Below are 26,780 nucleotides of genomic sequence, written 5' to 3' on the forward strand. Positions count from 1 at the left end.
GCACACGCATGACCGAGAAGGCCGTCACCACCGCCGCCCAGGAACACCACGAGGACGAGGGGCACTCGGTCGCGGCCTGGACGAGCGTCGTGGTCATGCTCGTCGGCGTCACGCTCGGCACCTTCGGGATCTGGTTCGCGAACGAGGTGCTCGTCTGGGTCGGCGTAGGCCTGCTCGTCGTCGGCGCGATCCTGTGGCCCGTCCTCCGCGCGGCGGGCTTCGGTCCGAAGGTCGACTAGGGTGCTCGCCGAACTCTACGAGGGAGCGCTCGAGGACGCCGCACGCCGCCGGGAGGCCCGCCCGACCGCCGAGGTCGAGCGGGCCGCGCTCGACCGTGCGCGCGCGCTCGACGGGTACGCGGCACTCGCACGCACCGACCGGATCAACGTCATCGCCGAGGTGAAGCGCGCGAGCCCCTCTCGCGGTCACCTCGCGGACATCGCGGATCCGACCGCGCTCGCGCGGACGTACGCGTCGGCCGGTGCGGCGGCGATCTCCGTGCTCACGGAGGAGCGTCGCTTCAAGGGCTCGCTCGACGATCTCGCGGCCGTGCGGGCGACGGTCGACGTGCCCGTCCTCCGGAAGGAGTTCATCGCCGAGGAGTATCAGTTGCTCGAGGCGCGGGCCGCCGGTGCGGACCTCGCCCTGCTCATCGTCGCGGGCCTCGACCAGGCACTGCTCGAACGCCTCGCGCGCTTCACCGAGCAGCTCGGCATGACGCCGCTCGTCGAGGCCCACACGCGGGACGAGCTGCTGCGCGGTCTCGACGCGGGCGCCCGCGTGCTCGGCGTCAACGCGCGCGACCTGACCACATTCGAACTGCGTCCCGAGATCTTCGCCGAACTCGCACCCCTGTACCCCGAGGGGGTCGTGCGGGTCGCCGAGTCGGCGGTCCTCGAGCCCGCCCACGTCCGGCGCTACGTCGACGCGGGCGCCGACGCGGTCCTCATCGGCGAGGCGCTCGTGACGAACGGCGACCCCGCAACGACCCTGGAGAGCTTCCTCAACGCATGAGCGTATACACCGACGCAACCGGCCCGTACTACGGCTCCTTCGGCGGACGATTCGTCCCAGAGAGCCTCATCGCCGCGCTCGACGAGCTCACCGTCGCGTGGGACGAGGCGCGCGCGGATCCCGCCTTCGCGGCCGAGCTCGACGATCTGCACCGCAACTACTCGGGTCGTCCCTCGCTCCTCACGGAGGCGCCTCGCTTCGCCCGGCACGCGGGTGGCGCCCGCATCCTGCTCAAGCGCGAGGACCTCAACCACACCGGCTCCCACAAGATCAACAACGTGCTCGGACAGGCGCTCCTCACGAAGCGCATCGGCAAGACGCGCGTGATCGCCGAGACGGGCGCCGGGCAGCACGGCGTCGCGACCGCGACGGCCGCCGCACTGTTCGGCCTCGAGTGCACGATCTTCATGGGCGCGGTCGACACGGCCCGCCAAGCCCTCAACGTCGCGCGCATGCGCCTGCTCGGTGCCGAGGTCGTGTCCGTCGAGGCCGGTTCGGCGACCCTCAAGGACGCCATCAACGAGGCGCTGCGCGACTGGGTCGCCCAGGTCGAGACGACGAACTACATCTTCGGCACGGCCGCTGGTCCCCACCCCTTCCCGGCGATGGTCCGCGATCTGCAGGCGATCATCGGACAGGAGGCGCGCGCGCAGGTGCTCGAACAGACGGGCGCGTTGCCGACCGCCGTCGCGGCGTGCATCGGCGGCGGCTCGAACGCGATCGGTACGTTCACGGCCTTCCTCGACGACGAGTCGGTGGCCCTCTACGGGTACGAGGCGGCGGGCGACGGGGTCGAGACCCCGCGGCACGCCGCGACGATCGGCCAGGGGCGGCCGGGCGTGCTGCACGGCTCCCGCACGCTCCTGCTGCAGGACGAGGACGGGCAGACGATCGAGTCGCACTCGATCTCGGCCGGCCTCGACTACCCGGGCGTCGGGCCGGAGCACTCCTGGCTCGCGCAGCTCGGGCGGGTGAACTACCTGCCCGTCACGGACGCCGCCGCGATGGAGGCGTTCCGGCTCCTCGCACGCACGGAGGGCATCATCCCGGCGATCGAGTCGGCCCACGCCCTCGCGGGCGTCATCGACCTCGGCCGCGAGCTCGGCCCCGACGCGACGATCCTCGTGTGCCTCTCGGGCCGCGGGGACAAGGACATGGAGACCGCCGCCGAGTACTTCCACCTCGGCGAGGCGGATCGCACCGAGGGGGGCGCCAAGTGACCACGACGACCCAGAGCCCGGTCGCCGACGCGATCGACGCCGCGCGGCGGGACCGCGGGGGCGCCCTCATCGGCTACCTGCCCGCGGGATTCCCCGACCTCGACACGTCGGTCGAGGCCGCCGTCGCCGTCCTCGAATCGGGATTCGACGTCCTCGAGTTCGGTATGCCCTACTCCGACCCCGTCATGGACGGCCCCGTCATCCAGGCCGCGACAGTCGAGGCGCTCGAGAACGGATTCCGCGTCGCGGACGTGTTCGAGGCGATCCGCCGCGTGCGGGCCCGCGTGGACAAGCCCGTCGTCGTCATGACGTACTGGAACCTCGTCCTCCAGCACGGCGTCGAGCAGTTCGCCCGCGAGCTGCGCGAGGCCGGCGGAGCGGGACTCATCACGCCCGACCTCGTGCCGGACGAGGGTGCCGACTGGATCGCCGCGGCCGACGAGTACGGCCTCGACCGCATCTTCCTCGCCGCGCCGACATCGAGCGACGAACGACTGCGCATGATCACGGAGCGCTCACGCGGCTTCGTGTACACCGTCTCGACGATGGGCATCACGGGGGCCCGCTCGGACATCGACGCCGCGGCACGCTCGCTCGCCGATCGACTCCACGCGGCCGGTTGCGCACGCGCGTGCGTCGGGATCGGCATCTCGACGCCCGAGCAGGTGCACGAGGTGCTCGGCTACGCGGAGGGCGCGATCGTCGGTTCGGTCCTCGTCCGGGCGCTCGCCGACGGCGGCGTCGACGAGGTGCGCCGCGTCGCGACGGCACTCGCCGCGGGGACCGCGAGGGACGCATCGTGATCGCCGCGGCAGGCATCCCCAGCCCGCCGCTGGAGTGGTCGTCGTTCGATCTCGGCCCACTCACGATCCACACCTACGCGCTCATCATCGTCGCCGGCATGATCGTCGCGACGATCTGGACCGACCGTCGACTCCGCGCCCGCGGCGCCGAACCGTGGGTCGTGATCGACATCGTCGTGTGGGCCGTCATCCTCGGTCTCCTCGGTGCCCGGCTGTACCACGTGTTCACCCACCCCGCGGACTACTTCTACGAGGGGGCGAACCCGCTCCGCATCTTCTTCATCTGGGAGGGCGGCAACGCGATCATCGGGTCGCTCATCGGTGGGGCGATCGGTGCGTGGTTCGGTTGCCGCGCGGCGGGAATCCGGTTCTGGAGCTTCGCGGACGCCCTCGCGCCGGCGCTCCTGCTCGCGCAGGCGATCGGCCGACTCGGCAACTACTTCAACCACGAGCTGTTCGGCCAGCCGACCGATCTGCCCTGGGGGCTGCAGATCGAGGCGTCGAACGCCGCCTATCCGGCCGGGCTCCCCGAGGGCGTCCTGTTCCACCCCACGTTCCTGTACGAGATGATCTGGAACCTCATCGGGGTGTTCGTCATCCTCGGGCTCGAACGCGTCGTGCGCCTGCGCTGGGGCCGCGGGATCGCCGTCTACTTCATCTGGTACGGCATCGGTCGCATGTGGATCGAGTCGCTCCGTATCGACTACTCCGAGATCATCCTGGGCATGCGCACGAACGTGTTCGGTGCGCTGTGCCTCGTGATCCTCGGCATCGTCATCTGGATCGTGCAGACTCGTCGTCATCCCGAACTGGAGGAATCCGTGCTGACACCGAAGAAGCGAGAAGAGCTGGAGCGGATCGCGGCCGAGCAGGACGCGCGCAACACCGAGGCGACCGATGCCGACGATCAGGCGATCGATGGTGGCGCGGCGAGCGAGACGCCCGACGACCCCGAACCCGCGACGGCGGCCGAGACGAGCGATGCCGAGGCGGCCGCGCTGCGGTTCGACGAGCGCGAACTCGGCGAGGACGCCGACGCCGCGACGAGTGACGCCGAGGGTGAACGCCCCGCGAACTGAACGCCGCCCGTCCACGCGCTGCACCGGTGCTCCCACGGGATTCCCGGTGCGGGCGCGATCGACGCCCGACGATCGTGCGCGTCTCCCCGGACGACTCGCACATCACTGCGACGCCGGGACGCCGAGGCGCCGAAACATTCCCGTAACAGGCGCGCGCTTATCCTGAAAGTCGGAATCCCGCACGCCGGACCTGGCCCGGGCGTTCGCGCTCGCATGAACGTCCCGGCGCCTCCTCACCATTCACGACACCGAGGAGCCGACCTTGACTCACGCACGACCGCCGTTCGACGGCCTTCCTGCAGCGTCCGGGATGTACGACCCCGTCCACGAGAAGGACGCCTGTGGTCTCGCCATGGTCGCGACGCTCCGTGGCACGCCGGGTCACGACATCATCGATCACGCCCTGGACGCCCTGCGTAACATGGAGCACCGCGGCGCGGTGGGCTCCGACGCCGGCACGGGTGACGGCGCCGGCATCCTCACGCAGATCCCGGACGCGTTCTTCCGCGCCGTCTCGGGCTTCGAGCTGCCGAGCGAGGGCCGCTACGCGGTGGGCAACGCGTTCCTGCCGACCGATCCGCAGGAGCGCGCCCGCGTGAAGGAGGGCATCGCCGAGGTCGCCGCGCGCGAGGAACTGCGCATCATCGGATGGCGCGAGGTGCCCGTCTTCCCCGACGAGCTCGGCAAGCTCGCGCTCGCCGCGATGCCGCGCATCGAGCAGCTCTACATCCGTTCGGAGCGGCAGAACTACCGCGGCAACCCGCGAAAGGGCGTCGCGCTCGATCGGCAGTGCTACCGCCTGCGCAAGCAGGTCGAGCACGAGTTCGACGTGTACTTCATGTCGCTGTCGTGCCGCACGATCACGTACAAGGGCATGGTGACGACGCTCCAGCTGGAGCCGTTCTACCCCGATCTGCAGGACGAGCGCTTCGCGTCGCGCCTCGCGATCGTGCACTCGCGCTACTCGACGAACACGTTCCCGTCGTGGCCCCTCGCACAGCCGCTGCGCATGATGGCGCACAACGGCGAGATCAACACGGTGCGCGGCAACCGCAACTGGATGCGCGCCCGGCAGTCGCAGCTCGAGAGCGATCTGCTCGGCGACGTGAGCGATCTGTTCCCGATCATCACGGAGGGGCGCAGCGACTCGGCGTCGTTCGACGAGGTGCTCGAGCTGCTCACCCTCTCGGGCCGTTCGCTCGCGCACGCCGTGCACATGATGGTGCCCTCCGCGTGGGAGACGGCCGACGACCTGCCGGCCGAGGTGCGCGATTTCTACGAGTACCACTCGATGTTCATGGAGCCGTGGGACGGCCCCGCCGCGATGAGCTTCACCGACGGCCGGTACGTGTGCGCCACGCTCGACCGAAACGGCCTGCGTCCCGGTCGCTTCGTCGTGACCGACGACGGGCTCGTCGTCCTCGGCTCCGAGGTCGGCGTGCTGCAGCTCGACCCCGCGTCGATCGTGCGCAAGGGCCGGCTGCGTCCGGGCCAGGTGCTGCTCGTCGACACCGAGGTGGGGCGCCTCATCGGCGACACGGAGGTCAAGCACGACCTCGCCGAGCTGAGCCCGTGGGGGGACTGGCTCGACGAGGGCCGCATCAACCTCGCCGAACTGCCCGAGCGTGAGCACGTCACGCACACGGCGGCCTCGGTCGAGCGTCGTCAGCGTGCGTTCGGTTACACCGAGGAGGAGCTGCGCATCATGCTCGCGCCGATGGCGCGCATGGGCGCGGAGCCGATCGGCGCGATGGGCACCGACACGCCCATCGCGGCGCTCGCCGAGCGGCCCCGGCTGCTGTTCGACTACTTCACGCAGAACTTCGCGCAGGTCACGAACCCGCCGCTCGACGCGATCCGCGAGGAGGTCGTCACGAGCATGACGACCTCGATCGGCCCGAGCGAGAACCTGCTCGACTCGGGTCCGGAGCACGCACGGCAGGTCGTGCTCGACTTCCCCGTGATCGACAACGACCAGCTCGCGAAGATTCAGCACATCGAGCAGCGTCCCGGTATCGACGCCTCGCGGACGCTCCGCGGCCTCTACCGCGTCGACGACGGGGTCGAGGGCCTCGTGGCCCGCCTCGAGGAGCTGTTCGAGGAGGCCGACCGCGCGATCGACGAGGGTGTGGGCTTCCTCATCCTCTCCGACCGCGACGGCAACCGCGACCACGCGCCGATCCCCTCGCTGCTCATGACGAGCGCCGTGCACCACCACCTCATCCGCACCGAGCGACGCATGCGCGTCGGGCTCGTCGTGGAGGCGGGCGACGTCCGCGAGGTGCACCACGTCGCGGCGCTCATCGGCTACGGTGCGGCAGCCGTGAACCCCTACCTCGCCATGGAGTCGTGCGAGGACATGGTGCGTTCGGGCCAGCTCCCGACCGTCACGGCGGAGAAGGCGGTCTCGAACGTCATCAAGGCGCTCGGCAAGGGCGTCCTCAAGATCATGTCGAAGATGGGTATCTCGGCCGTCTCGTCCTACGCGGGCGCCCAGACGTTCGAGGCCGTGGGACTCTCGCGCTCGCTCGTCGACACGTACTTCACCGGCACGACGACGCGCATCGGCGGCATCGACCTCGAGGTCATCGCCGCCGAGAACGAGCGTCGCCACCGTCGCGCGTACCCGCTCGACGCGGCACCCGCCGCGCACCGTCCGCTCGACATCGGCGGCGAGTACCAGTGGCGCCGCGAGGGGCCGCCGCACCTCTTCAACCCCGACACGGTGTTCCGGCTGCAGCACGCGACGCGTGAGCGCCGCTACGACATCTTCAAGCAGTACACGGGGCTCGTCGACGATCAGGCGCGCGAGGCGATGACCCTCCGCGGGCTGTTCCGGTTCCGGTCCGATCGCGAGCCGATCTCGATCGACGAGGTCGAGCCCGCCTCGGCGATCCTGCGTCGCTTCTCGACGGGCGCCATGAGCTACGGCTCGATCTCGAAGGAGGCGCACGAGACGCTCGCGATCGCGATGAACCGCATCGGCGGCAAGTCGAACACGGGGGAGGGCGGCGAGGACGTCGACCGGCTCCTCGATCCCGAGCGTCGCAGCGCGATCAAGCAGGTCGCCTCGGGTCGCTTCGGCGTCACGAGCATGTACCTGACGCACGCCGACGACATCCAGATCAAGCTCGCGCAGGGTGCGAAGCCCGGTGAGGGCGGGCAGCTGCCGCCGACGAAGGTGTACCCGTGGGTCGCTCGCACACGGCATGCTACGCCCGGCGTCGGGCTCATCTCCCCGCCGCCGCACCACGACATCTACTCGATCGAGGACCTGAAGCAGCTCATCTTCGACCTCAAGCGTGCGAACCCGTCGGCTCGCGTGCACGTCAAGCTCGTGAGCGAGGCGGGGATCGGCGCGGTCGCGGCGGGTGTGACGAAGGCGCTCGCCGACGTCGTGCTCGTGTCGGGCCACGACGGCGGGACCGGCGCATCGCCGCTCAACTCGCTCAAGCACGCCGGCACGCCGTGGGAGATGGGCCTCGCGGAGACGCAGCAGACCCTCATGCTCAACGGGCTGCGCGACCGCGTGGTCGTGCAGGTCGACGGGCAACTGAAGACGGGGCGCGACGTCATCGTCGGTGCGCTCCTCGGTGGTGAGGAGTTCGGCTTCGCGACGGCGGCGCTCGTCGTCGAGGGGTGCATCATGATGCGCGTGTGCCACCTTGACACGTGCCCCGTGGGTGTCGCGACCCAGAACCCGGAGCTGCGTCAGCGGTTCCGCGGTCAGGCCGACCACGTGGTCAACTTCTTCGAGTTCATCGCCGAGGAGGTGCGCGAGCACCTCGCTTCGCTCGGGTACCGCTCCCTCGACGAGATCATCGGCCGCAGCGAACTGCTCGAGGCCGACGAGGCCGTCCGGCACTGGAAGACCGAGGGGCTCGACCTCGAGCCCGTGCTCCGCGGCCCCGTGTTCGCGGACGACGAGCCGCGCCTCAACCAGCGCGGCCAGGACCACGAGCTCGACGAGCACTTCGACCAGCAGTTGCTGCACGCGGCGTCCGCGGAGGCGACCGCCGAGGAGCGCACGTTCGACCTCGAGGTGCACAACACCGACCGTGCCGTCGGCACGATGCTCGGACACCACGTCACGCGCATCCACGGCGAACACGGCCTGCCCACGGGCTCGATCGACATCGTGCTGCACGGGACGGCCGGGCAGTCGCTCGGTGCGTTCCTGCCCGCCGGTATCCGCATCCGCCTGTTCGGCGACGCGAACGACTACGTCGGCAAGGGCCTCTCGGGTGGTGAGATCGTCGTCCGCCCCGACGAGCGCGCAACGTTCGACGCGGCCAAGAACGTGATCGCCGGCAACGTCATCGGCTACGGCGCGACGAGCGGCACGATGTTCCTCTCGGGGGTCGTCGGTGAACGCTTCCTCGTACGCAACTCGGGTGCGACCGCTGTCGCCGAGGCCGTGGGCGACCACGCCCTCGAGTACATGACGGGCGGCCAGGCCGTCGTCCTCGGGACGACCGGGAAGAACTTCGGTGCCGGGATGTCCGGCGGCGTCGCGTTCGTCCACAAGCTGCTGCGCAACCTCGTGAACCCCGACTCGCTCGCGACGGGTGAGCTGCAACTGCTGCCGCTCACCGACGCCGACGCCGACATCCTCCGCGATCTGCTCGAGCAGCACCTCGCGGCCACCGACTCGGCCCGCGCCGTGAAGCTGCTCGAACGCTTCGACGAGGCCGTGGGCGAGTTCACCAAGGTCCTGCCGCGCGACTACGCCGCGGTGACCGACATCCGACGTGAAGCCGTGGAGAACGGCATGGACCCCGACGACCACGACACGTGGGAGCGGATTCTGGAGGCGACCCGTGGCTGACCCCCGTGGATTCCTGAACAACCGGGAGCGCGAGCTCCCGAAGCGCCGTCCGGTGCCCGTGCGCATCATGGACTACCGCGAGGTGTACGAGTCGCAGGATCCGGCGCAGTTGCGTCGGCAGGCGAGCCGCTGCATGGACTGCGGGATCCCGTTCTGCCACCAGGGTTGCCCGCTCGGCAACCTGATCCCGGAGTGGAACGACCTGACGTACCGCGGCGACATGCGCGGTGCCTCCGAGCGCCTCCACGCGACGAACAACTTCCCGGAGTTCACGGGTCGGCTGTGCCCGGCACCGTGCGAGGCGTCGTGCGTGCTCGGCATCAACCAGCCGCCCGTCACGATCAAGCGCGTCGAGCAGGAGATCGCCGACGCCGCGTTCGCGAACGACTGGGTCGAGCCGCACCCGCCGGAGCGCCTCACGGGCAAGACGGTCGCGGTCGTCGGCTCCGGCCCGGCCGGACTCGCGGCCGCGCAGCAGCTCACGCGCGCCGGCCACACGGTCGCCGTGTTCGAGCGCGACGACCGCATCGGTGGACTCCTGCGCTACGGCATCCCCGACTTCAAGATGGAGAAGTCGGTGCTCGACGCGCGCCTCGCGCAGATGCGTGCCGAGGGAACGCGGTTCCGTCCGGGCGTCGAGATCGGTGCCGACATCGGCTGGGACGAGCTCCGTCGCCGCTACGACGCGATCGTCGTGTGCACGGGCGCAACGGTTCCGCGCGAGTTGCCCGTTCCGGGGCGCGAGTACAAGGGCGTGCACTTCGCCATGGAGTACCTCGTGCAGTCGAACCGTTTCGTCGCGGGCGACGACCTCGCGTCACAGATCACGGCGGAGGACAAGCACGTCATCGTCATCGGTGGCGGCGACACGGGTGCCGACTGCATCGGGACCGCCCACCGCCAGGGTGCCGCATCGGTCACGAACCTCGCGATCGGCAAGCAGCCGCCCGCCGACCGCCCGGCACACCAGCCGTGGCCCATGTTCCCGACCGTGTTCGAGGTCTCGAGCTCGCACGAGGAGGGTGGCGAGCGCACGTTCCAGGCGTCGACCGTCGAATTCGTCACGGACGGCTCCGGACGCGTGACCGCCCTCCGACTCGCCGACACGGCGTTCCTCGAGGACGGCCGTCGCGTGCCCGCCGAGGGCACCGAACGCGACATCCCCGCGGATCTCGTCCTCATCGCGATGGGGTTCACGGGCCCCGAGCAGGACGCGCTGGCCGGACAGCTGGGGCTCGGCTTCACGAACCGCGGCGCGCTCGAGCGCGAGCACGACTACTCGACGGACGTGCCGGGTGTGTTCGTCGCCGGGGACGTCGGCCGCGGCCAGTCGCTCATCGTCTGGGCGATCGCGGAGGGACGTGCCGCGGCCGCGAGCGTCGACCGGTATCTTGAAGGCGTCACGGTCCTGCCCGAACCAGTCAGGGCCGACGATCGTGCGATCGCGATCTGACAGAACTCCTCGATCGCCGGTGGGTCGGCCCGTCGGCCGCCCATCACCTTCCAACCCCTTCGGAGGACGTCCATGACTCGTCGTGCCAAGATCGTCGCCACGCTCGGACCAGCGGTCGCCACACCGGCCGGTATCAGCCGCCTCATCCAGGCGGGCGTCAACGTCACCCGACTCAACATGAGTCACGGCAACCACGAGGTACACGAAGCGAACTTCCGCATGGTCCGCACGGCGGCAGAGGAGGCATCGCTCCCGATCGCGATCCTCGCCGACCTGCAGGGCCCCAAGATCCGCCTGGCGACCTTCGTCGACGGCCCGCACCACCTCGAGGTGGGCGACGTCTTCAAGATCACGAACCAGGACGTCCCGGGCACCAAGGAGATCGTCGGCACGACCTACAAGGGTCTGCCCGAGGACGTCCGGCCCGGTGACCCGCTGCTCATCGACGACGGCAAGGTGCTGCTGCGCGTGCAGTCCACCGACGGCACGACGGTGACCACGACCGTCGAGGTGCCGGGAGCCGTCTCGAACAACAAGGGCATCAACCTGCCCGGCGTCGCCGTCAACGTGCCCGCGCTGTCGGAGAAGGACGAGGACGACCTGCGCTGGGCACTGCGCATGGGTGCCGACATCATCGCGCTCTCGTTCGTCCGAGGTCCCGAGGACATCACGCGCGTGCACGAGATCATGGCGGAGCAGGGCGTCACCGCTCCCGTCATCGCGAAGATCGAGAAGCCGCAGGCGGTCGAGCGCCTCCCCGAGATCGTCGACGCGTTCGACGGCATCATGGTCGCGCGCGGCGACCTCGGCGTCGAGCTGCCCCTCGAGGCCGTGCCGATCGTGCAGAAGCGCGCGATCGAACTCGCCCGCCGCCGCGCGAAGCCCGTCATCGTCGCGACGCAGATGCTCGAGACGATGATCGAGAACCCGCGGCCCACGCGCGCCGAGGCGAGCGACTGCGCGAACGCCGTCCTCGACGGTGCCGACGCGCTCATGCTCTCGGGCGAGACGAGCGTCGGGGCGCACCCCTTCGCCGCTGTCGAGACGATGGCTCGCATCATCCGGTCGACGGAGGAGCACGGGCTCGACCGCATCCCGCCGCTCGGCACGAAGCCGTTCACGCAGGGCGGGGCGATCACGCTCGCGGCCGCCGAGGTGGGCGAGTTCCTCGGCGCGAAGTACTACTGCGTGTTCACGGAGTCGGGTGACTCGGTGCGCCGCATGTCGCGCCTGCGCGCCGAGATCCCCATCCTGGGGTTCACGCCGCGCGAGTCGATCCGTCGGCGGATGAACCTCTACTGGGGCGTCACGCCGTACCTCGTCGACCGCGTGACCCACACCGACGAGATGTTCCGTCAGGTCGACCAGGCCGTCCTCGACCGGGGGCTCGCGGAACGCGGCGACAAGGTCGTCATCATCGCCGGTATGCCTCCCGGCATCGCTGGCTCGACGAACGACATGCGCGTGCACCGCATCGGTGACGCGGTCGACGCGGCGGCGCCCGCCTACGAGGGGCGCCACCGCCGCTGATCCGGGCGCGACGCGAGCGGGCGGGGACCACGGTCCCCGCCCGCTTCCGTGTCCGGTTCGCGCATCGCGCGCGCCGACCGCGCGGATCGCACCGATCGCAGGCGTCAGGCGAACACGAGCCGTGCGGCGATGACGAGCATGACGACGGCGATCCCGATGTCGAGCACCTGCCACGAACGCGGCGAGGCGAAGAACGGGCGCAGGCGGCGAGCGCCGTAGCCGAGCAGCGGGAACCACAGCGAGCTCGCGACGACGCCGCCCGCGAGGAACACCCAGCGCAGCGTCTCGCCGTGCGTGTTGGCGATCGCGCCGAGCAGGACCACCGTGTCGATGTAGCAGTGCGGGTTGAGGTAGGTCACGGCGAGGATCGAGAGGAGCGCGGCGCGGCGGCCCGTGCCGGGCACGGCACGCTCGGCGCCGTCGGTCGCGCTCGTCGCCGCGGGTGCGCTGCCCGCTCCCGCGATCGTGCCCCGGGCGGGCCCACCGGGCGAGCGTGCGACGTCGACGGTGCCGAGCGCGGCTGTCGTGGCCATCTCCCGCCGCACGGGTGTCGCGTCGTGCGAACGCTCGTCGGCGTCGTCGACCACGAGCGCGCTCGGGCGGAACGCGCGGCGGATCGCGTGCGCCGCGTAGAGCACGAGGAACGCGGCCCCGGCCCACGAGGCGATCGTGACGGCCGCGGGCGCCGCCTCGACGAGCGCGCCGATGCCGAGCACGCCGAGCGTCATGAGCAGGATGTCGGAGGCGACGCAGACGACGACCATCATGCCGACGTTCCGTCCGCGGATGCCGGCTCGCAGGAGCAGCGCGTTCTGCGCACCGATCGCGACGATGAGCGCGAGCGTGTTGCCGAACCCCGAGAGCCACACCGTGACGAGATCCATGCCGGTCCTTCCTCCGTGTGCCGACGTGTGCCGACACGTGGAGCGTATGAGGGCTCCGGTCATGAATCCAGCGAATGTTCGTGAGGCCCCATAAGCTGAGCTTCATGTTGCCCGTCACGATCGAACAGCTCGACACCCTCGACGCCGTCATCCGCGAGGGCTCGTTCGAGCGGGCGGCTCGTGCGCTCCGCATCACGCCCTCGGCCGTGTCCCAGCGCATGAAGGCGCTCGAGGAGACCGTCGGACGGATCGTCGTTCGCCGGTCGACGCCGACGGCGGTCACGGACGCCGGCGCGACGCTCCTGCGCTACGCGCGGCAGGTCCGCCTCCTCGGGGAGGAGGCCCGGCGGGAGCTGGGCGGCGACGAGGACGGGACCGGCTGGACCGAGGTCCCCATCGCCGTGAGCGCCGAGTCGCTCGAGCTCTGGTTCCTCGATCTCGTGGATCACCTCCCCGCCGACTCGCGGATCGCGCTCCGGCTCTTCCGCGTCGACGAGCACCACACGACGGAGCCGCTGCGGGACGGGAGCGTGTTCGCGGCGATCACGGTGTCGCCCGAAGCGGTGCAGGGCTGCTCCGTCGAGTCGCTCGGCGTGATGCCCTACGTCGCCGTCGCGACACCGGAGCTCGTCGCGCTCGCCGCGGACGAGGGCATCGAGCGCGTTCCCGTCATCGACTTCGACGACGCCGACCCGCTCCAGCGCCGGTTCCTGAAGCAGCTCGGTGCCCGGAATCCCGTGACCGGGTACGTGCTGCCGACGACGGCCGCGTTCGCGTCGGGGATCCGGCGCGGTCTCGGGTGGGGGTTCATGCCCGCGACCGCCGTCGCCGAGGAGCTGGCCGACGGCCGACTCGCCCCGATCCTGCCGGGCGCGAGCGTCACGGTCCCGCTGTACCTCCAGCGCTGGAACATCGCCTCGACGGTGCTCGACACCGTCTCGGAGGCCGTGCGACGCGCGGCGGCGGCACACCTCGTGACGGGCTCGGCGCACGTCCCTCGTCCGGAGGACGCGGGGTTCGCCGCGGGGCACTAGCATCCTGAGCGTGCCCGCCGACCCTCGACCCCCGTCGCAGTCACGAGGTGCGCCCCGACGCCGGCACGCCGCGTCCGTGCTCGCCGCCGTGACGGGCGGTGCGTATCTCGTCCTGCGCGCGACGCAGCTCGTCCGCGCTCGGGCGCGACGCACGCCCGACGGACCGCCCCCGATGCGGAGCCGGGTGCGCATCGTCCAGCCGATCCGTTCCGGCGACCCGAGCCTCGCCGCGACCCTCGCGACGTCCGTGCGGCTCGCCGCGGACGCGCACCACGAGATCGTGCTCGAGTGGCTCGTCGACGACGACGACCGGGTCGCGGAGGAGACCTGCACGCGCATTCGCGCCGACGCACCGGCGGATGTGACGGTCCGCGTCGTCACGTGCCCGCCCGCACCCGCGGACGTCAATCCGAAGACGTGGAAGCTCGCGCGAGCGACCGATCAGGGCGCGGCCCCGCACCCGGACGAGAACGGCTCGGACGTGCTCGTCGTCCTCGACGACGACACCGAGCTCACCGTGGACGGCCTCGACGCGCTCGTGGCGGGACTCGCGGGCGGGGCGGCGATCGCCACGGGCCTGCCCGCGTACCGCCGGGCGGGCACGCCGTGGTCACGCCTGACGGCGGACTGGGTGAACACCTCCGCGGTCCCGACCTACCTCGGCATGCCCGGTGCGCCGCTCAGCGTGAACGGCATGTGCTACGCCGTCCGGCCCGCCGAGCTCCGGGCACGGGGAGGCTTCGATGCGATCGCGGCGGAACTGACGGACGATTTCGCGATCGCGCGACTCGTCGGACGCGACGGAACGGCCATCGTGCAGACGAGCCGACCGCAGTGGATCTCGACGCACGTGCCGGATCTCGGCGCGTACCTCCGGCTCATGCACCGGTGGATGACGTTCGCCCTCGTGCTCCTGCGTCGCATCGACGCGCCGTCGCGTCGCCGCGTCGTGACGCAACTCGGCCTGCCACCGGTCCTGCTCGCCGTCACGCTCGCATGCGCCGCGCAGGCCGCGCCCGTGGGCGCGCTCGTCGCGATCGGGGTCCTCGCGGGACGCGCGGTGGTGCTCCGGGAGGGCCGGCGACTCGTGGGCGGCCGGGCCCGGACCGCCGATGTCGAGGCGTTCGCCGGCGGGTTCGTGACCGAGCTCGCCCAGCCGTTGCACGCGCTGCACGCCGCCCTCGACCCCGTCGTCACCTGGCGTGGTCACCGATTCGGGGTCGCGCGCGACGGGACGTTCCAGGACGTCGGACGGACGGGCGGTCGCGGCGCATGAAGCCGTTCCAGGTGATCGTCCTCTCCGGCGGCGCACGGTGGGGGACCCGGAGCGTCGGTCGGACGCAGCGGCGTGTCCTCGCGTCGGTCGGGGTGCGCGACGGTGAGCTCGTGGGTGTCGAGTTCCCGTTCGGCCGGCCGGTTCGGCCCGCCCGACGCACGAGCATCGTCGTCTCGTCCGCCGTCAACGGGCTGCGGTACGCGCGCTCACTGCTCCCGCTCCGCGCGTTCCGCGACCGGCTTCTGCCGCTGCTCGGCGACGCGGAGCGCACGCTCGTCGTCGCGCGCAGCCAGGGACTCCACCTCCTGGAACGCGCGAACGTCCCCGATGCGCTTCTCGAACGGCTCCGCGTCGTCGCACTCGGGCCGATCTCGCCGACCCTCCTGCGCGGTGGTCGCCCCGTTCCCGCCGCGGACCTCGTGACGGTGCTCGGCCGACGCGACGCGTTCGCGGCCAGGACGGCGCCGTCGCTCGAGGCCGGTGTCGACGCCGACCACTTGGGCTATCTCGACGATCCGGGCGTCCATCGCATCCTGCGCGACGCCGTCCGGCGGACGCGCGAGGAGGGGGAGCGGGCGGCCGCTCATCGTGCCGAGCGCGCACCCCGGATCGTGCTCGCGGCGCCCCCGTTCTCGGGGCACCTGCACCCGCTGCTCGGGGTGGCCGACGCCCTCCGCGTCGCCGGGGCACAGCTCGTCGTGTGCAGCACGGCGGACCGGCGCGGCGAGATCGAGGCGGAGGGGTTCGCCTTCGAACCGCTCGCACCTGGCCGGGAGCACGAGGTCTGGGCCATGAGCGAGATCGATCACCGGCGCGGCGTGAAGGCGGTCGCCATGTGGCGGGAACTGCGCCGGAACCTGCGGGTGGCGCGCGACATCGTTCCCGAACTCGAGGACGTCGTGCGCCGCTTCGACGCGGACGGGATCGTCGCGGACTTCACGCTGCCGCACGCGGGTGTCGCCGCCGAGCTTACGGGACGTGCGTGGATCACGACGATGCCGAGTCCGTGTGCGATCGAGTGTGCCGACGGGCCGCCGAGCTACTGCGGCGGCCTCACGCCGGACGCGACACCGCGGGGTCGGCTGCGCGACGCGGCGTTCCGGCTCGCGGTGCGCGCGTTCAAGTTCGTCGCGCACCGGCTCGTCGCCGATCTTGCGCGCGACGAGATCCCCGCCGTGTACCGCGCGGACGGCTCGGAACGCGCCTATTCCCCGCAGCGCGTGCTGTGTCTCGGCGAGCGCTCGTTCGAGTTCGCGACGCGCTGGCCGCGTGCCGTGCGCTTCACGGGGCCGGTCAGGTACACCCCGCGCGGCGCGCTGCGGCGTTCCGGGGCGCCCGAACGACTGCGGCGGGAACCGGGCCCCCTCGTGGTGCTCTCGTTCGGCACCCACCTCGCGCACGTCAAGCGGGACCTGGGGCCCGTCCTCGATCGACTCCGCGCCCTCGTGCCGGAGGCCGACGTCGTCGTCGCGGCGGGGCGCCCGGACGCCGACGCGATGCACGTGCCCGGTGCGGACGAGCGGCTCCGTATCGTCCCCTACCTCGACTACGACGGCCTCGACGAGGCCGACGTCGTCGTGCACCACGGCGGTGCGGGCATCACGTGGGCGGCGCTCGCGTCCGGCCGTCGCCAGATCGTCGTCCCCGCCGATCACGACCAGTTCGATTTCGCCGCGCGACTCGCGTACCGGGGCCTCGCCGTGCGCGTGGACGAGCCGGCCGACGTCCCCGCTGCACTCCGCCGGCTGCTCGACGAACCCGATCCCGCCGCCGGGGAGCGAGCACGGTGGGCCCGGCGGCTGTCCGCGAACGACGGTGCCGCGCGCGCGGCGGCGCAGGTCCTCCTCGATGTGGTCGGCACGGAGCGTTCCGCCGATGTCGTCCGGGCCGGGCGGGAGGAGGGTCATCGTGTCGCGACTCACTGATCGGGGTGGCGTGAGGTCCACCGGGACCGCGCCGCGCACGGCGTCGAACCTCCATCGCGTCCACGAGGAGCGCGTCTTCCGGGCGGCACACCCCGTCGCGTACCCGTTACTGTGCCGCATCCGCGTCCCGGTGCTGCGCGTGCCCGGCGTCGGGGTCGTCGTCCGCGACACGCGACTCATACGCCGGGTGCTGCTCGACGGCGACACCTTCGACAAGACCGGACCGGGGTCACCGGCCGACCTCTGGACGCCCATCCTCGGCCCCTCGGTGCTCCTCAACATGGAGGGTGCCGATCATGCGTCCCTCCGCCGCAAGCTCGCGCCGCTGTTCACGCCCTCGGCAGTGGCGCACCTCGCCGATGCCGGGCTCGCGCCGCTCCTCGCGGACGCGGTCCGTCGCCTGCGGGGCGGTGAGACGGTCGACGTCGTCGCGCTCGCCCGCTCGTGCGCGTCGCGGCTGATCGCCGAACTCGCCGGGCTGCCGCAGGACACCCTCGACGACGAACTGTTCGCGCGCATCACCCGCATCACCGGCATGGTGCGGCTGACGAGCTCGAGGTTCTCGCCGCGACAGGTGGGAGCGGCCCGCTCGATCCTCGCCGACCTCACGACCGGTGCCGCGACGGCCTACCGGGCGGGGGACGAGTCGACGGTCCCCGGACGGATGCGGCAGCTCGGACTCAGCGAGCGCGAGGCGCTCGGCGCCGTCGGTGCCTTCGTCCTCACGGGAACGGAGACGCTCGTGGCCTTCATCCCGCGGCTCGTGGCGATCCTCGTGGATTCCGGATGGTTCGAGCGCCTTCGGGCCGAGCTGGAGCTCCGGGACGAGCTCGTCCAGGAGGGACTGCGCGTGACGACCCCCTCACCCGTCATGCTGCGCAGCGTCCGCGGCCCCTCGACGCTCGGCGACGTCGCGGTCAGGCGCGGCGATCGGCTCGTGCTCGCCAACTTCCTCGCGAATCGCGGCCCCGGTGATTTCGCGCCGGGGCGAGGCCGGGCGGCGGGCCAGAAACAGCTCTGGTTCGGCGCGGGGCCCCACTTCTGTCTCGGTGCACCGCTCGCGCTCGCGCAGATCGCCAGGGTGCTCGACGCGCTCGTCGAGGGTACGGCCGACGGCCCCGCGGAGGTCACGGCGCGGCGCCCCGCCCGTGGGGTCCTGATCCCCGGCTACCGCGAACTCCTGCTCCGGCGCGCCGACGGGGCCAGGCCGTGATGCGCGTCGCGGTCACGGGCGCGAGCGGGTTCGTCGGCGGTGCCATCGCGTCCGCGCTCGCCGACGAGGGCTTCGACGTGACGGGGTACGGGCGGCGCGGTGACGGCTGGCGACACGAGCGCGGACGGTACGTCCGGAGCGATCTCGTCGCGTGCACCGGGCCGCTCGCGGACGTCGACGTCGTCGTGAACGCCGCGGCGACGACCGACGAGCAGGCGAGCGTCGGCGACGCGTTCGCGATCAACGCGGACGTGCCGCGTCGGCTCCCGTCGCTCTTCCCGGGGGCCCGCATCGTGCATCTGTCCTCGTCGAGCGTGTACGACGCCGAGGGGACCAGGCGAGGGCTGCGCGAGGACGCCCCGCGTCCGCGACGCCACCTGGGGAGCTACCCCGCGTCGAAGGCCGCGGGCGACCGTGCGGCCCTCGCGGCCGGCGCCGTCGTGCTCCGGCCGCACGCGGTCTACGGCCCCGGCGACACGACGCTCTTGCCCCGCTTCGCCGCGCTCGTGCGGGACGGGTTGCTCCCGCTCCCGGGCGGTGCCCGCTCCTGGCACACGCTCACCCGGGTCGAGTCGATCGCGGAGGCCACGCTCCTCGTGCTCGCGGCACGTCCCGCGAGCGGAGTCTACAACATCGCGGACGACGGGTCGACGCGTCTCGACCGCGTCCTGTGCGAGGCGCTGCGGTATCGCTCGGGGCGGCACACGCGGGTCGTGTCGGTTCCCCTCGGTGTCGCGTGGGCGGTCGCGCGTGCGGGGGAGCGGGCGCGACGCACGGGCCTCGTCGAGCGCGTGCCGCTGACGCCCTACGCGCTCACGCAGGTCGTGAGCGACTGCACGCTCGACACCTCGAGGGCGCGGGCCGCGTTCGGCTTCGTGCCGCGGCACACCGACGTCTCGGACGCCGCGACGTGGTGAGGTCCGGCGACGTGGTGGGGCTCCGGCGACGGGGTCAGCGCGCCGCGTCGCCGGGCGCGACGTCCGAGCGCGTGACGGGCGGCAGTACCGACCACGGGAAGTCGATCCACCGATCCGTCCGACGCCAGGCGTAGTCGGGCGCGACGATCGAGCGAGGCTTCTCGTAGATGACGACGGTGCGGGACTCGGCGACCGTGTCGGCGCAGAACTTCCGGACGAGTTCGAGTGTCTTGCCCGTATCGGCAACGTCGTCGGCGATGAGGACGCGCATGCCGCTCAGATCGACGGCCGCGGGGGTCGGCGGCAGCATGACGGGCATCTCGAGGCGTTCGTCGACGCCCGTGTAGAACTCGACGTTGACGACCGAGAGGTTCTTCACGCCCAGTGCGTACCCGAGTCCCATGCCGAGCCCGAGACCGCCCCGCGCGATCGACAGGATGAGGTCGGGGACGTAGTCGTCGTCGGCGATGGTCTGCGCGAGATCGCGCACCGACTCACCGAATCGCTCGTAGCTCAGGACCTCGCGCTCACTCGTCACGCAGGCATCGTCCCACGGATCACTCGCCGACCGACAGCCCCCGGCCCGCGGATGCCGTCGCTTCGAGTCGCCGCAGGATGCGGTGCGCGACCGAGATGAACTCGGCCGTCGCGGGGGAGGGCGCACCGCCGCGTCGGGTCACGAACGCGTAGTGCTCACGGTGCGGCGGGTCGAGGACGGCCCAGTGCAGCTCACCGCGTTCGAGCTGCGCGCGGGCGACGTGCCACGAGACGAACGTGTCGCCGAGTCCCTCGGTCGCGAGCCGCAGCGCGTGGGTCTGGAACTCGACCTCGATGATCGGCTCGAGGCGGAGGCCGACGCGCTGTGCCCGTTCGAAGAGCGACACCCTGAGCGGATCGCGCATGCCCCAACTCGCCTCGGACAGGATGAGCGGCCGCCGCATCGCACCCTCGATGTCGATCGATCTGCCCTCGGGGATGGGTTCGCGCGACACGAAGACCGCCTCGTCGGAGAAGACGGTCGGCGTGATGGCGAGCTCGCGTTCGTCGACGGGGAGTTGGACGAGCCCCGCCTCGAGATCGCCCGAGCGGACGGCGTCGGCGACCTCGGACGAGTTGAGTCCGGCCACCCGGATCCGCACGCGTGGACTGAGCCGCCGGAACTCACCGATGAGGTCGGTCAGCAGGTACAGGTGCGCGCTGCTGAACGTCCCGAACGCGACGGTGCCCTCCTCGACCGAGCGCAGTCGTCGGCTCCACTCGGCGAAGTCCCGCACGTTCTGGATCGCGCCCTCGGCGAGGGGGAGCAATTGCTTGCCCGCGTCGGTCAGCAGAAGGCCCCGCGAGGTCCTCGTGAACAGCGGCATGCCGAGGTTCTGTTCGAGGTTCGCGATCTGCTCGGACAGGCTCGGTTGGGCGATGTGGAGTTCCGCGGCCGCGCCGGCGAAGGTGCCGACCCGGCTCGCGGCCAGGAAGTACTCGAGCTGACGTGTCGACGGCAGGGCCATGCCCACACCATTCCATAGGTTTTTCCGATGTCCAAGGTCTGGATTTCAGCATTGTCCTGTGTCGAGTGACGCGGTTGCCTGGGATCACCAACCCAGCAGGAGGCCGCCGATGGACAACACACTCGCTCGAACCGCCCTCGTCACGGGCGCCGCATCGGGCATGGGGCTCGCGACGGTCGAGCGGCTCGTCGCCGCCGGTTGGCGTGTCCTCGCCCTCGACGTCGCCGCCACGGCGGCCGACGCGAGTGCACCGTCCGGGGCGGGCGTCGTCGTCCCGATCGTGGCCGACGTCCGGTCGCGTGAGGCCGTGTCGGCCGCGATCGACTCGGCGCTCGACGCCGACGGCCGCATCGACCTCGTCGCGAACATCGCCGGGGTCTACCCGCCGACGACCCTCGAGACCTTCGACGAGTCGACCTATCGCCGCGTCTTCGACATCAACGTGCTCGGCGTCGTCAACGTCGTCGTGGCCGCACGGCCGCGTCTCGGGGACGGGTCGAGCGTCGTCAACTTCGCCTCCGTCGACGCGTTCGAGGTGTCGCCCGGCCAACTGCTCTACGGCGCATCGAAGGCGGCCGTCGTGATGCTCACGAAGTCGCTCGCCCTCGAGCTCGCACCGGCCGGCATCCGCGTGAACGGCATCGCGCCCGGCTGGGTCGCGACACCGGGCAACGCCGCGACCGGGCGCATGGCGGCCGCCGAAGCGAGCATCCCGCTCGGTCGTGTCGCCCGGCCGACGGAGATCGCCGCATAGGTGGAGTTGCTCGCCGATCCCGCGACGACCTCGTTCCTCACGGGGGAGACCATCGTGCTCTCCGGCGGCGCCGTCATCAGATAAGGAGTCGACATGCGACCCGAAACCTCGATCGTCATCACCGGTGCGGCACGCGGCCAGGGCGCCGCGCACGCCGCCGAACTCGCGCGTCCCGGGGTGCGCATCATCATGACCGACGTGCTCGACGACGACGGGGAGCGCGCCGCGGCGGTCCTCCGCGCAGCGGGCGGCGACGTCGTCTACCGGCATCTCGACGTGAGCGATCCCGCCGGCTGGGCGGCACTCGCCGACGAGCTCCGGCACGGTGACGCGCCCGTCAGCGGCCTCGTCAACAACGCCGGGATCCTGCGCCACGCGAGCATCGCCGACACGCCCCTCTCCGTGCTCGAACTTCACGAGCGCGTCAACGTCCACGGCCCGTTCCTCGGTATGCAGGCCCTCGGCCCGCTCATGGCGGGGGCCGGTCGCGGCTCGATCGTCAACGTCGCCTCGACGGCGGCCCTCGTCGGTTCGGCCGGCTACCTCGCCTACTCGGCGAGCAAGGCGGCCGTCATCGGCATGACGCGGGTCGCGGCCGTCGAGTTCGCGCCCGTCGTGCGCGTCAACGCGATCTGCCCCGGCGGCGTCGCAACGCCGATGAACGACGACGAGCCCGAGGGCGGATCGTCCACCGGAACACCCCTCGGCCGTCGCGCGAGCGTCGAGGAGATCTCGCCGCTCATCGCGTTCCTGCTCTCCGAACGGTCCTCGTTCGTGACCGGCTCGATTCTCACCATCGACGGCGGACTCACCGCCGTCTGATGCCTCCCGCGGGGCGCGCAACGGAGCCGCCGTACGGGAACAACCGGAAGGAAACACCATGAAACCCAACCGAACCGCGACCCGGATCGCCGCGATCGCCGCGACGGCACTCGTCGCCTGCACCCTCGTCGCGTGCACGGAGACGACAACGGCGACGACCGTCGACGAGAACTGCACGCCCGCACACGAGGGGCTCTCGACCGTGTCGGCGGGCACCCTCACGGTCGGCGTTCCCGAGAACCTGCCGTACACGCGCACCGAGGGGACCGATGCGAGCGGCTTCGAGATCGACCTCGTCCGGAAACTCGCCGAGGCCGAGTGCCTCGCACTCGCGTTCGTCCCGATCACCTACGCCAACGGCATCCCGATGATCAGCGAACAGCACAGCGTCGACCTGATCACCGGCGGCTGGTACGTGACCGAGGAACGCGCGCAGCAGGTCGGATTCACGACGCCCACCTACTTCGATTCCATGGCCATCATCTCGAAGGACGGCATCTCGACGGTCGCCGGACTGGAAGGGATCGGTGCCGTGGGCAGCGGTGCCGGGTTCTCGTGGGAGGCCGACATGTCCGCGATCCTCGGCTCGAACCTGCAGACCTATCCGAGCACCGTCGAGATCAAGCAGGACCTGCTCAACGGTCGGCTCCAGGCGGGGCTCGACGGGTACGCCGTCGCGGTCGAGGCTTACAAGGACACCGACTACCAGGTGAAGATCGCCGAGCCGGACGACCGCGTCGCGATCACGACGGACGCACCCGTCATCGCGTTCCCGATCGACAAGGACAACCAGGCGCTGAACGACGCACTCAGCGAACAGATCGACGCGTTCCGCGAGGACGGGACGCTCGCCGAGATCGTCGCCGCGTCCGAGCTGCCGGACAGCCTCGTCGTGCCCGCCGACCGAGCGGCGACGTCCATCCGCTGACGCTCGACGGGGACGGCACGGCGACCGTTCCGTCCCCGTCCGGACGACGAGGAATCATCCATGAACGCACCACTCATCAATCACCAGCACCATCTCGACGCCGCAGTCCCGGGTCGAGATCTCCCACCTCAAGAAGCACTTCGGCGACAACGAGGTGCTCAAGGACATCTCGATGACGGTCGAGCCGGGCAGCGTGACGGCCCTCATCGGCCCGTCCGGATCGGGCAAGAGCACCCTCCTGCGCTGCGTCAACCTGCTCGAGACACCCGACTCCGGGAGCGTCTCGGTCGGTGACCTCACGATCACCGCGGGCGATTCGGTCCACGCCGCCGACCTGCTGTCCCTGCGGCGCAGGGTCGGCATGGTCTTCCAGTCCTTCAACCTGTTCCCGCACTTCACGGTGCTGCGCAACGTCGCGTTCCCGCAGGAGCGGATCCTGGGGCGGAGCCGGGCCGAGGCGGAGGAGCGGGCCATGACGCTGCTCGGCCGGGTCGGGCTCGCGGACAAGGCCCAGCAGCACCCGGCCCGCTGCTCGGGCGGACAGCAGCAGCGCATCGCGATCGTGCGCGCACTCGCCCTCGAACCGCAGGCGATGCTCTTCGACGAGCCAACGAGCGCCCTCGATCCCGAGGTCGGCATCGAGGTGCTCGCGGTCATGCGCGAACTCGCGGACTCGGGCATGACCATGATCGTCGTCACGCACGAGATGCAGTTCGCGCGCGACGTCTCCGACCACCTCGTGGTCATGGCGGACGGGTACATCGTCGAGGAGGGCGACCTGCGCGCCATCATGTCCGACCCGCAGCACGAACGCACCAAGCGGTTCCTGAGCGCGGTCCTGGAGCGATGACATGAACGTCTTCCTCGCCGTGCTCGCCGGCCTGCCGATGACCCTGCTCGTCACGGTCGTCGCGTTCGCGATCGGGCTCGTCGGCGGCATCCCGCTCATGCTCGGGTTGCGTTCGCCGATCACCGCCGTGCGGCTCGCCGTGCGCTTTGTCGTCGACCTCGTCCGGGGTGTCCCACCGATCGTGTGGCTGTTCCTCATCTACTTCGGTGTGCAACTCGGCACGGTGCGCCTCACGTCGTTCACGGCCGCCGTCATCGGGCTCGGCATCATCTCGAGCGCCTACCTCGCCGAGATCTACCGAGGCGGCTTCGCGGTGCTGCCGGCCGGTCAGGCGGAGGCGGCCGAGGCACTCGGCCTCGGGAGGTCGACGACCTTCTTCCGGGTGCTCTCACCGCAGGCGTTCACGACCGCGATGCCCTCGATGACGACCTACCTCCTGAGCCTCGTGAAGGACTCGTCCATCGCGTCGACGATCGGGGTCATGGACATGGTCTTCATGTCGAACCAGTTCGCCCGACAGAACCCGCAGGTGGCCGGCTACGTCCCGTTCCTCGTCGCGGCCGGCGTCTACCTCGTCGTGAGCGTGCCGATCGCGATCGCGGCACGCCGACTCGACACCCGACTCCGGGCAGGTGCGTGATGGACGTCCTCGAGTTCCTCCCGAAGCTCCTCGACGGCCTGCTCGTGAGCCTGCAGCTCACGGTCATCTCGCTCGTGTTCGGCTACGTCATCGGGACGCTGTTCGCCCTCGGTGTCTCATCCCGCAACCCGTGGCTGCACTGGCCCTGCCTCGTGCTCGTCGAGATCGGCCGCGGCATCCCGGCGCTCGTCGTGCTCTACATGGTCTACTACGGCCTCCCGGCCTTCGGACTGCCGTTCGACAACTTCACCTCCGCGGCCGCGGGCCTCACGTTCACCGTGGCGGCCTACTCGTCGGAGATGATCCGGGCCGGCATCGCGTCGGTTCCCCGCGGTCAGCGCGAGGCGTCCGCCGCGCTCGGACTGAGCCCGACCACGACCTTCCTGCGGGTCGTGCTGCCGCAGGGGCTGCGCTCCTCCATCCCCGCGCTCATGGGACTCGCGATCATGTCCTTCCAGGGCACGTCGCTCGCCTACTCGATCTCCGTGAACGAGCTCATGAGCCAGGCCTACCAGGTGTCGACGACGACGTTCCAGTACCTCGCGGTCTATGCGCTCGCTGGTCTCGTCTTCGCCGCGATCGCCGTCCCCGCGACATGGCTGTCGGTCGGTGTCGAGCGCCGTCTCTCACGCGGGTTCCGCTGACCGAGCAGCGGGTGCGCGGGCCGTCGCGCACCCGCACCCGCACCCCGGTGGACGGTCCGGGTGACCAACCGTCCGACGCGTTCCGGCCCCCGCCGGAACGTCCCCCGGGGGCCGCGACGTCGACCCCCGCCATCGGAAAGGAAGCACACGCCCATGTCCCGCTACTGCGTCATCGGAGCCGGTGCCGCCGGCATGGCCGCCCTCGTGAAGCTGACCGAAGCCGGTCTCGACGCGGACTGCTTCGAGCGGACGGACCGCGTCGGCGGCCACTGGAACACCGACTACGAGGCCCTCCACCTCATCACCTCCCGCGACATGACCCACTTCGACGGCTTCCCGATGCCGCCGGAGTAGCCCCACTTCCCACGACGCACGCAGGTCGTCGACTACCTCCGGTCGTATGCGAGCGCGCACGAGCTGTACGATCGCATCGAATTCGGCGTGACGGTCGACGCGGTCGAACCGCTCGGGACGAGCGGCCCCGTCGGCTCCGCGGGCTGGATCGTCTCGCTCTCCGACGGACGGCGCCTCGAGTACGACGGCGTCCTCGTCGCGAACGGACACCTCTGGGACCGCAAGGTCCCGGACTTCCCCGGCACGTTCGACGGCACGCAACTCCACTCGAGCGAGTACACGAACACCGACGATCTCGCGGGCCCGCGAGTCCTCGTCGTCGGCGCCGGCAACTCGGCGTGCGACCTCGCGGTCGATGCCGCGCAGCACCGCTACGAGGTCGACATCGTGATCCGCGAGGGCACCTACTTCCAGCCGAAGACGTACTTCGGCGTGCCCCGCCAGGAGGTGTCCTGGCTGAAGGAGTTCGCACCGGACGAGGTCGATCTGCTCACCCGACTGCTCGCACGGGTCTCGATCGGGGAGTGGTTCGACTACCCGGGAATGCCCGAGCCCCCGGTCCGGACGCTCGCGGAGGGTCGCACCGTCGTCAACGACCTGCTGCTCTACTGGGTACATCACGGCCGCGTGTCGGTCGTCCCGGGCATCGAACGGCTCGAGGGTCGTTCGGTGCGGTTCACCGACGGTACGGTGCGCGACTACGACACGATCCTGTGGGCGACCGGATTCCACGCGAGTGTGCCGTTCCTCGACGAGTCACTCGTCGAGCGTCGTCGTGGCGTGCCGCTCCGGTACGCGGCGGGCATCGTCCCCAAGGGCCTCGAGAAGCTGTACTACATCGGGCTCAGCGCGCCGCGTGGGCCGCAGATCCCGGTCTACGGCGTGCAGGCGACTCGGGCGATCCGCATGATCCGGCTGCACGAGGACTCCCCACACGGGTTCGCCGCGGTGACGGAGTACCTCTCGGGGCTCCAGGACGCGGACGACCGCATCGACATCGTTCGTGCGACGTGGGAGGAGCAACTGTCCGACACCGACCGGCTCCTCGACGCGTTCGAGCGCGCCCGCTCCGGCGCGAACGCGACCGTCTGACCCGCCGGCCCGGGG

The 26,780-nt window shown here is 71.0% G+C and carries 22 protein-coding genes and 1 pseudogene; 20 read left to right on the forward strand and 3 right to left on the reverse strand.

Features of this window, described 5'->3' with window-relative positions; all coding sequences use genetic code 11:
- Nucleotides 1-8: 8 nt before the first annotated feature.
- The 8 genes from HNR16_RS06695 (at nt 9) to pyk (ending at nt 11,927) form a co-directional block, all read left to right on the forward strand.
- Nucleotides 9-239, forward strand: coding sequence for an HGxxPAAW family protein (locus tag HNR16_RS06695; RefSeq protein WP_158040315.1), 231 nt, complete (start codon nt 9-11; stop codon nt 237-239).
- A gap of 1 nt (nt 240) precedes the next feature.
- Nucleotides 241-1,014, forward strand: a complete 774-nt coding sequence (gene trpC, locus HNR16_RS06700) for an indole-3-glycerol phosphate synthase TrpC (RefSeq protein WP_158040314.1) — start codon at nt 241-243, stop codon at nt 1,012-1,014.
- Complete coding sequence (gene trpB / locus HNR16_RS06705) at nt 1,011-2,234, forward strand: tryptophan synthase subunit beta (protein WP_158040313.1); 1,224 nt, start codon at nt 1,011-1,013, stop codon at nt 2,232-2,234. The genes trpC and trpB overlap by 4 nt, the downstream gene beginning before the upstream one ends.
- The gene (gene trpA, locus HNR16_RS06710; protein ID WP_158040312.1) at nt 2,231-3,037 is read left to right on the forward strand and encodes a tryptophan synthase subunit alpha; all 807 of its coding nucleotides are present in this window, start codon (nt 2,231-2,233) and stop codon (nt 3,035-3,037) included. Before trpB ends, trpA begins: the two co-directional genes overlap by 4 nt.
- Nucleotides 3,034-4,116: a prolipoprotein diacylglyceryl transferase gene (gene lgt, locus HNR16_RS06715; protein WP_179558143.1), complete on the forward strand. Its 1,083-nt coding sequence runs from the start codon at nt 3,034-3,036 to the stop codon at nt 4,114-4,116. Before trpA ends, lgt begins: the two co-directional genes overlap by 4 nt.
- A 310-nt stretch (nt 4,117-4,426) precedes the next feature.
- Nucleotides 4,427-8,944, forward strand: a complete 4,518-nt coding sequence (gene gltB / locus HNR16_RS06720) for a glutamate synthase large subunit (protein WP_158040373.1) — start codon at nt 4,427-4,429, stop codon at nt 8,942-8,944.
- Nucleotides 8,937-10,397 carry a glutamate synthase subunit beta gene (locus tag HNR16_RS06725; protein WP_158040311.1) on the forward strand — a complete coding sequence of 487 codons (1,461 nt, stop codon included), beginning with the start codon at nt 8,937-8,939 and terminating at the stop codon, nt 10,395-10,397. The genes gltB and HNR16_RS06725 overlap by 8 nt, the downstream gene beginning before the upstream one ends.
- 72 nt (nt 10,398-10,469) lie before the next feature.
- Entirely contained in the window at nt 10,470-11,927 is a 1,458-nt protein-coding gene (gene pyk / locus HNR16_RS06730) for a pyruvate kinase (RefSeq protein ID WP_158040310.1), read from the forward strand.
- 104 nt (nt 11,928-12,031) lie between these two features.
- On the opposite strand, the gene HNR16_RS06735 is transcribed toward pyk, so the two are convergent.
- Nucleotides 12,032-12,811: a LysE/ArgO family amino acid transporter gene (locus tag HNR16_RS06735; RefSeq protein ID WP_179558144.1), complete on the reverse strand. Its 780-nt coding sequence runs from the start codon at nt 12,809-12,811 to the stop codon at nt 12,032-12,034.
- A gap of 104 nt (nt 12,812-12,915) precedes the next feature.
- On the opposite strand from HNR16_RS06735, the gene HNR16_RS06740 reads away from it, so the two are divergent.
- Genes HNR16_RS06740 through HNR16_RS06760 form a run of 5 tightly spaced genes read left to right on the forward strand, consistent with a single transcriptional unit; the run spans nt 12,916 to nt 19,176 of the window.
- Nucleotides 12,916-13,845, forward strand: coding sequence for an ArgP/LysG family DNA-binding transcriptional regulator (locus HNR16_RS06740; protein ID WP_179558145.1), 930 nt, complete (start codon nt 12,916-12,918; stop codon nt 13,843-13,845).
- A 10-nt stretch (nt 13,846-13,855) separates the two neighbouring features.
- A complete protein-coding gene (locus HNR16_RS06745; RefSeq protein ID WP_158040307.1) occupies nt 13,856-15,121 on the forward strand; it encodes a glycosyltransferase family 2 protein in 1,266 nt (421 codons plus the stop codon).
- Nucleotides 15,118-17,046: a glycosyltransferase gene (locus HNR16_RS06750; protein WP_158040306.1), complete on the forward strand. Its 1,929-nt coding sequence runs from the start codon at nt 15,118-15,120 to the stop codon at nt 17,044-17,046. The genes HNR16_RS06745 and HNR16_RS06750 overlap by 4 nt, the downstream gene beginning before the upstream one ends.
- The gene (locus HNR16_RS06755; RefSeq protein WP_218868394.1) at nt 17,030-18,259 is read left to right on the forward strand and encodes a cytochrome P450; all 1,230 of its coding nucleotides are present in this window, start codon (nt 17,030-17,032) and stop codon (nt 18,257-18,259) included. Before HNR16_RS06750 ends, HNR16_RS06755 begins: the two co-directional genes overlap by 17 nt.
- Nucleotides 18,259-19,176, forward strand: coding sequence for an NAD-dependent epimerase/dehydratase family protein (locus tag HNR16_RS06760; RefSeq protein WP_225737834.1), 918 nt, complete (start codon nt 18,259-18,261; stop codon nt 19,174-19,176). Before HNR16_RS06755 ends, HNR16_RS06760 begins: the two co-directional genes overlap by 1 nt.
- Before the next feature lie 34 nt (nt 19,177-19,210).
- On the opposite strand, the gene HNR16_RS06765 is transcribed toward HNR16_RS06760, so the two are convergent.
- Together HNR16_RS06765 and HNR16_RS06770 are read right to left on the reverse strand one after the other, a co-directional pair.
- Complete coding sequence (locus tag HNR16_RS06765) at nt 19,211-19,714, reverse strand: phosphoribosyltransferase (protein WP_158040304.1); 504 nt, start codon at nt 19,712-19,714, stop codon at nt 19,211-19,213.
- A 19-nt stretch (nt 19,715-19,733) separates the two neighbouring features.
- On the reverse strand, nt 19,734-20,681 hold the full coding sequence (locus HNR16_RS06770; protein ID WP_158040303.1) for a LysR family transcriptional regulator: 948 nt from the start codon (nt 20,679-20,681) through the stop codon (nt 19,734-19,736).
- Between the two features lie 109 nt (nt 20,682-20,790).
- Between HNR16_RS06770 and HNR16_RS06775 the strand changes: the two genes are divergently transcribed.
- The 7 genes and pseudogenes from HNR16_RS06775 (at nt 20,791) to HNR16_RS06805 (ending at nt 26,765) form a co-directional block, all read left to right on the forward strand.
- Complete coding sequence (locus HNR16_RS06775) at nt 20,791-21,435, forward strand: SDR family NAD(P)-dependent oxidoreductase (protein WP_218868395.1); 645 nt, start codon at nt 20,791-20,793, stop codon at nt 21,433-21,435.
- A gap of 93 nt (nt 21,436-21,528) precedes the next feature.
- On the forward strand, nt 21,529-22,257 hold the full coding sequence (locus tag HNR16_RS06780; RefSeq protein WP_158040302.1) for an SDR family NAD(P)-dependent oxidoreductase: 729 nt from the start codon (nt 21,529-21,531) through the stop codon (nt 22,255-22,257).
- A 58-nt stretch (nt 22,258-22,315) separates the two neighbouring features.
- Nucleotides 22,316-23,185 carry an ABC transporter substrate-binding protein gene (locus HNR16_RS06785; RefSeq protein WP_158040301.1) on the forward strand — a complete coding sequence of 290 codons (870 nt, stop codon included), beginning with the start codon at nt 22,316-22,318 and terminating at the stop codon, nt 23,183-23,185.
- A gap of 79 nt (nt 23,186-23,264) precedes the next feature.
- On the forward strand, nt 23,265-24,035 hold the full coding sequence (locus tag HNR16_RS06790) for an amino acid ABC transporter ATP-binding protein (protein WP_276528842.1): 771 nt from the start codon (nt 23,265-23,267) through the stop codon (nt 24,033-24,035).
- A 1-nt stretch (nt 24,036) separates the two neighbouring features.
- Entirely contained in the window at nt 24,037-24,675 is a 639-nt protein-coding gene (locus tag HNR16_RS06795; RefSeq protein WP_158040299.1) for an amino acid ABC transporter permease, read from the forward strand.
- Nucleotides 24,675-25,319, forward strand: a complete 645-nt coding sequence (locus tag HNR16_RS06800; protein ID WP_158040298.1) for an amino acid ABC transporter permease — start codon at nt 24,675-24,677, stop codon at nt 25,317-25,319. Before HNR16_RS06795 ends, HNR16_RS06800 begins: the two co-directional genes overlap by 1 nt.
- Nucleotides 25,320-25,472: 153 nt before the next feature.
- Nucleotides 25,473-26,765: pseudogene (locus tag HNR16_RS06805) on the forward strand (flavin-containing monooxygenase).
- Nucleotides 26,766-26,780 lie beyond the last annotated feature (15 nt).

It is taken from the genome of Pseudoclavibacter chungangensis (assembly GCF_013410545.1).
Lineage (GTDB): Bacteria > Actinomycetota > Actinomycetes > Actinomycetales > Microbacteriaceae > Pseudoclavibacter > Pseudoclavibacter chungangensis.

Bases quoted from the DNA above. Each gene is read 5' to 3' on its own strand.
- HNR16_RS06695 (WP_158040315.1), top strand. From the start codon at position 9: ATGACCGAGAAGGCCGTCACCACCGCCGCCCAGGAACACCACGAGGAC.
- trpB (WP_158040313.1), top strand. From the start codon at position 1,011: ATGAGCGTATACACCGACGCAACCGGCCCGTACTACGGCTCCTTCGGC.
- gltB (WP_158040373.1), top strand. From the start codon at position 4,427: ATGTACGACCCCGTCCACGAGAAGGACGCCTGTGGTCTCGCCATGGTC.
- pyk (WP_158040310.1), top strand. From the start codon at position 10,470: ATGACTCGTCGTGCCAAGATCGTCGCCACGCTCGGACCAGCGGTCGCC.
- HNR16_RS06735 (WP_179558144.1), bottom strand. From the start codon at position 12,811: ATGGATCTCGTCACGGTGTGGCTCTCGGGGTTCGGCAACACGCTCGCG.
- HNR16_RS06740 (WP_179558145.1), top strand. From the start codon at position 12,916: ATGTTGCCCGTCACGATCGAACAGCTCGACACCCTCGACGCCGTCATC.
- HNR16_RS06750 (WP_158040306.1), top strand. From the start codon at position 15,118: ATGAAGCCGTTCCAGGTGATCGTCCTCTCCGGCGGCGCACGGTGGGGG.
- HNR16_RS06760 (WP_225737834.1), top strand. From the start codon at position 18,259: ATGCGCGTCGCGGTCACGGGCGCGAGCGGGTTCGTCGGCGGTGCCATC.
- HNR16_RS06770 (WP_158040303.1), bottom strand. From the start codon at position 20,681: ATGGCCCTGCCGTCGACACGTCAGCTCGAGTACTTCCTGGCCGCGAGC.
- HNR16_RS06775 (WP_218868395.1), top strand. From the start codon at position 20,791: ATGGACAACACACTCGCTCGAACCGCCCTCGTCACGGGCGCCGCATCG.
- HNR16_RS06780 (WP_158040302.1), top strand. From the start codon at position 21,529: ATGCGACCCGAAACCTCGATCGTCATCACCGGTGCGGCACGCGGCCAG.
- HNR16_RS06785 (WP_158040301.1), top strand. From the start codon at position 22,316: ATGAAACCCAACCGAACCGCGACCCGGATCGCCGCGATCGCCGCGACG.
- HNR16_RS06795 (WP_158040299.1), top strand. From the start codon at position 24,037: ATGAACGTCTTCCTCGCCGTGCTCGCCGGCCTGCCGATGACCCTGCTC.
- HNR16_RS06800 (WP_158040298.1), top strand. From the start codon at position 24,675: ATGGACGTCCTCGAGTTCCTCCCGAAGCTCCTCGACGGCCTGCTCGTG.